Consider the following 3,633-nt stretch of genomic DNA (forward strand, 5'->3'; position numbering starts at 1 on the left):
CTCCCGATCGCGCGGTGTGTGGGCTTCGCCCGCCCGCCGGGCCCCCCCGCCCCCCCCCCCCCCCCGGCCCGACCCTTCGCCGTAGCCCCCCGAGCCCCCCGAGGGTCAGGCGCTGAGCGGGAACTGCTCGCCCAGCTCGCGGAAGACCGCGCCGTTGAAGTCGAAGGCGCGCTTGCACTCGTCGATGATGCGCTGCTTCTCCAGGTCGTCCGCGGCGATCGCGTCCAGCAGCTCGCGGTAGGTCCGCTTGAAGGCGGCCGGGTTGGAGATGTCCGCGAAGACGTAGAACCGCACGCCGTCGCCCTTGCGGTCGAAGCCCCAGGTGCGCTCCGCCTTGTCGCGGATGATCTGGCCGCCCGAGAGGTCGCCCAGGTAGCGGGTGTAGTGGTGGGCGACGTACCCGCCCGGCCAGGAGGCCGCGCATTCGGCGACGCGGGCGGCGTACGCCTCGGTCGCGGGCAGCGCCACCAGCGTCTCGCGCCAATGCGGCCCGCGCAGGTGCGCCATGTCGCGCTCGATCTCCGCGACGCGCATCAGCTCGGGCTGGATGAACGGTCCCGCGACCGGGTCGTCCCGGAGGGAGTCGGCAGCGTCCTCCAGCGCCCGGTACACGAACCAGAGCTGTTCGGTGTAACGGGTGTACGCGTCCACCCCGAGCCGCCCCCCGAGCAGGTCGCTCATGAACGTCGAGGTCTCGGCTTCGGTGTGCTGCTCGTGCGACGCAACGCGGATCACCGTGGAGAAGGCGTCCAAGGCGGACCTCCCAAGAAGAGGAATCGGGCGTGGCGACGTCGCCGCCACACCCGATCTTCCTACTTAGGCATACCTAAGTCAATGTGTTACCGACGCCTTGTCGGTAAAAAATCCCCACGGCGGATCCCGCGGCAGGCCCCACGGCGCGTCCCGTCCCTAGGGCAGGGTGAGGATCTCCGCCCCCGTGTCGGTCACCACCAGCGTGTGTTCGAACTGCGCGGTCCGCTTGCGGTCCTTCGTGACGACCGTCCAGCCGTCGTCCCACATGTCGTACTCGTGGGTGCCCAGCGTCAGCATCGGCTCGATGGTGAAGGTCATGCCGGGCTCGATGACGGTGGTGGCGTGCGGGCTGTCGTAGTGCGGGATGATCAGGCCGGAGTGGAAGGACGAGTTGATGCCGTGCCCGGTGAAGTCCCGGACCACTCCGTAGCCGAAGCGCTTCGCGTACGACTCGATGACCCGGCCGATGATGTTGATCTGGCGGCCCGGCTTGACCGCCTTGATGGCCCGGTTCAGGGCCTCGCGGGTGCGCTCCACGAGCAGCCGCGACTCCTCGTCGACCTCGCCGCACAGGTAGGTGGCGTTGTTGTCGCCGTGCACCCCGCCGATGTACGCGGTGACGTCGAGGTTCACGATGTCGCCGTCCCGCAGGACGGTCGAGTCGGGGATGCCGTGGCAGATGACCTCGTTGAGCGAGGAGCACAGCGACTTGGGGAAGCCCCGGTAGCCCAGCGTCGAGGGGTAGGCGCCGTGGTCGCACATGTACTCGTGCGCGACCCGGTCCAGCTCGTCGGTGGTCACCCCCGGGGCGATGAGCTTGGCGGCCTCTTCCATCGCCCGGGCGGCGATCCGGCCGGCGAGGCGCATGGCTTCGACGACCTCGGCCGACTGCACCTCCGGTCCGGTGTAGGGAGCGGGCGCGGGCTTGCCCACGTACTCGGGCCGGCGGATGTTTCCGGGAACGGGACGGACGGGAGAGAGCTCGCCTGGTACGAGCAGCGACTGGCCAGACATGCAAGCGAGTGTATCCAGCGGGGATGGGGCAGCATGGCGGCAGAGAGCGGCATCGAGAGGAGCCAGACGACGATGGCCCTGTTCAAGAAGCGCCAGGTGGGCAAACCGGGCGAGTGGTACTACTGCCTCGTCCACAAGAAGGTCGAGGAAGGTCCCGAGTGTCCGGCCAAGGACCGTTTCGGCCCCTATGAGAGCCGCGAGGAAGCGAACCGGGCCATGGAGACGGCGCAGGAACGCAATCTCGAATGGCAGAACGACCCCAAGTGGAACGACAGGCCCGACGAGGCGGATGCGGCGGACGAGGGCGGCGCGACGCCGTAGGCCCCCTGGCCTCCTACCAGCGGCTGGGCGGCGGCGCCGTCAGCTGATCGGCCAGCCGTGCCAGCCGGTCCCGCAGCCGCCTCGGCCCGCGCCGCGTCGGCAGGGTGTTCTCCCCGGCCGCCGCGCTGACCAGGTGCTGCACGGTGTCCAGGTCCAGCGCGGCGGTGGTGTCCGGCACCGACAGCGCGTCGTGCGCGAGCGTGCCCAGATCCGGATCCCCGCCGTCGAGCGACAGTACGGTCGCGCCCGCGCGCCGGGCGTCGTGGACCCGCTCCAGCAGCCCCTCGCCCGGTTCCTTCGGCGCCACCACCAGCAGCGTGTGCCCGCGCCGGGCCGCCTCCAGCCGGCTCAGCCCGACCGAGAGGTGCGGCGGCTCACCGGGGCGCACGTGGTGACGTACGAGGGTCGGTGCCAACTCCGGCAGCCCCGACCAGGCGGCCTCGTCCACCAGGTGCGCCGCCAGGTGCCAGGGCTCGTACTGCGCGGTCCCCACCAGCAGCAGACTGCCGGCCGAACCCGAGGGCACCACGGAACGCCGCAGCGAGCCGGCGAAGCGGCGGGCGTCACTCGGCCACTGCGTACCGGCGAGCACCTCGCGCAGCAGCGCGACCCTCACTGCATCCATACCGGCATCCTGCACCATGGAAGGGACATACGGGAGCGCTTCCCTGCCCTTCAGCGCACAAGGTACTCGGCAGTACGCTCGCCCCCATGACTTCCTCAGACAGCACGCAGAAGCCGCCGGCCAAGGACCCCTGGGACCTGCCGGACGTCTCCGGCCTCGTCGTCGGCGTCCTCGGCGGCACCGGCGACCAGGGCCGCGGCCTGGCCTACCGGCTCGCCCGGGCCGGCCAGAAGGTGATCATCGGCTCCCGCGCCGCCGACCGGGCGCGGACCGCGGCCGGGGAACTGGGGCTCGGCGTCGAGGGCGCCGACAACGCCGAGTGCGCGCGACGCAGCGACATCGTGATCATCGCGGTGCCGTGGGAGGGCCACGCCAAGACCCTGGAGGCGCTCCGCGAGGACCTCGCGGGCAAGCTCGTGGTGGACTGCGTCAACCCGCTGGGCTTCGACAAGCAGGGCGCGTACGCCCTCCACGTCGAAGAGGGCAGCGCCGCCCAGCAGGCCGCCGCCCTGCTCCCGGACTCCCGCGTCACGGCGGCCTTCCACCACCTCTCGGCGGTCCTGCTCCAGGACGCCTCGGTGGAGGAGATCGACACCGACGTGATGGTCCTCGGCGAATCCCGCGCCGACACCGACCTGGTCCAGGCCCTCGCGGACCGCATTCCGGGCATGCGCGGTGTCTTCGCGGGCCGCCTGCGAAACGCCCACCAGGTCGAGGCGATGGTCGCCAACCTGATCTCCACCAACCGCCGCTACAAGGCCCACGCGGGCCTGCGCATCACGGACGTCTGACTCCCCCCGCCGTGGGGGGGGCCCCCCCCCCCCCGGCGGCCCGGCGGGGGGGCGGGGGCGGCGCGCTCGAGAGTTTAGAGTCGTCGAATAATGTATAAATGTTTGTCGTCGAGTGGTTGTTTTATGGTG

5 protein-coding genes are annotated in these 3,633 nt (G+C 70.9%); 2 read left to right on the top strand and 3 right to left on the bottom strand.

The genetic code is table 11. The features are described 5' to 3' along the window. Positions 1-105: 105 nt before the first annotated feature. Positions 106-753, bottom strand: coding sequence for a biliverdin-producing heme oxygenase (locus tag ACWDYJ_RS36020; RefSeq protein ID WP_451569821.1), 648 nt, complete (start codon positions 751-753; stop codon positions 106-108). 156 nt (positions 754-909) lie between these two features. Beyond that, the gene (gene map / locus ACWDYJ_RS36025) at positions 910-1,767 is read right to left on the bottom strand and encodes a type I methionyl aminopeptidase (protein WP_451569822.1); all 858 of its coding nucleotides are present in this window, start codon (positions 1,765-1,767) and stop codon (positions 910-912) included. 72 nt (positions 1,768-1,839) lie between these two features. Here map and ACWDYJ_RS36030 point away from each other — a divergent pair, with 72 nt between their 5' ends. After that, on the top strand, positions 1,840-2,088 hold the full coding sequence (locus ACWDYJ_RS36030; protein WP_451569825.1) for a hypothetical protein: 249 nt from the start codon (positions 1,840-1,842) through the stop codon (positions 2,086-2,088). Positions 2,089-2,101: 13 nt separating this feature from the next. On the opposite strand, the gene ACWDYJ_RS36035 is transcribed toward ACWDYJ_RS36030, so the two are convergent. Continuing rightward, complete coding sequence (locus ACWDYJ_RS36035) at positions 2,102-2,713, bottom strand: hypothetical protein (RefSeq protein WP_451569823.1); 612 nt, start codon at positions 2,711-2,713, stop codon at positions 2,102-2,104. Between the two features lie 86 nt (positions 2,714-2,799). Between ACWDYJ_RS36035 and npdG the strand changes: the two genes are divergently transcribed. After that, the gene (gene npdG / locus ACWDYJ_RS36040; protein ID WP_451569824.1) at positions 2,800-3,504 is read left to right on the top strand and encodes an NADPH-dependent F420 reductase; all 705 of its coding nucleotides are present in this window, start codon (positions 2,800-2,802) and stop codon (positions 3,502-3,504) included. The last annotated feature ends 129 nt before the right edge of the window (positions 3,505-3,633 follow it).

The organism is Streptomyces sp. NPDC003042 (assembly GCF_053591315.1).

What these genes read in the sequence shown, in the direction of transcription:
- map (WP_451569822.1), bottom strand. Translation starts at nt 1,767, where the DNA reads ATGTCTGGCCAGTCGCTGCTCGTACCAGGCGAGCTCTCTCCCGTCCGT.
- ACWDYJ_RS36035 (WP_451569823.1), bottom strand. Translation starts at nt 2,713, where the DNA reads ATGGATGCAGTGAGGGTCGCGCTGCTGCGCGAGGTGCTCGCCGGTACG.
- ACWDYJ_RS36030 (WP_451569825.1), top strand. Translation starts at nt 1,840, where the DNA reads ATGGCCCTGTTCAAGAAGCGCCAGGTGGGCAAACCGGGCGAGTGGTAC.
- npdG (WP_451569824.1), top strand. Translation starts at nt 2,800, where the DNA reads ATGACTTCCTCAGACAGCACGCAGAAGCCGCCGGCCAAGGACCCCTGG.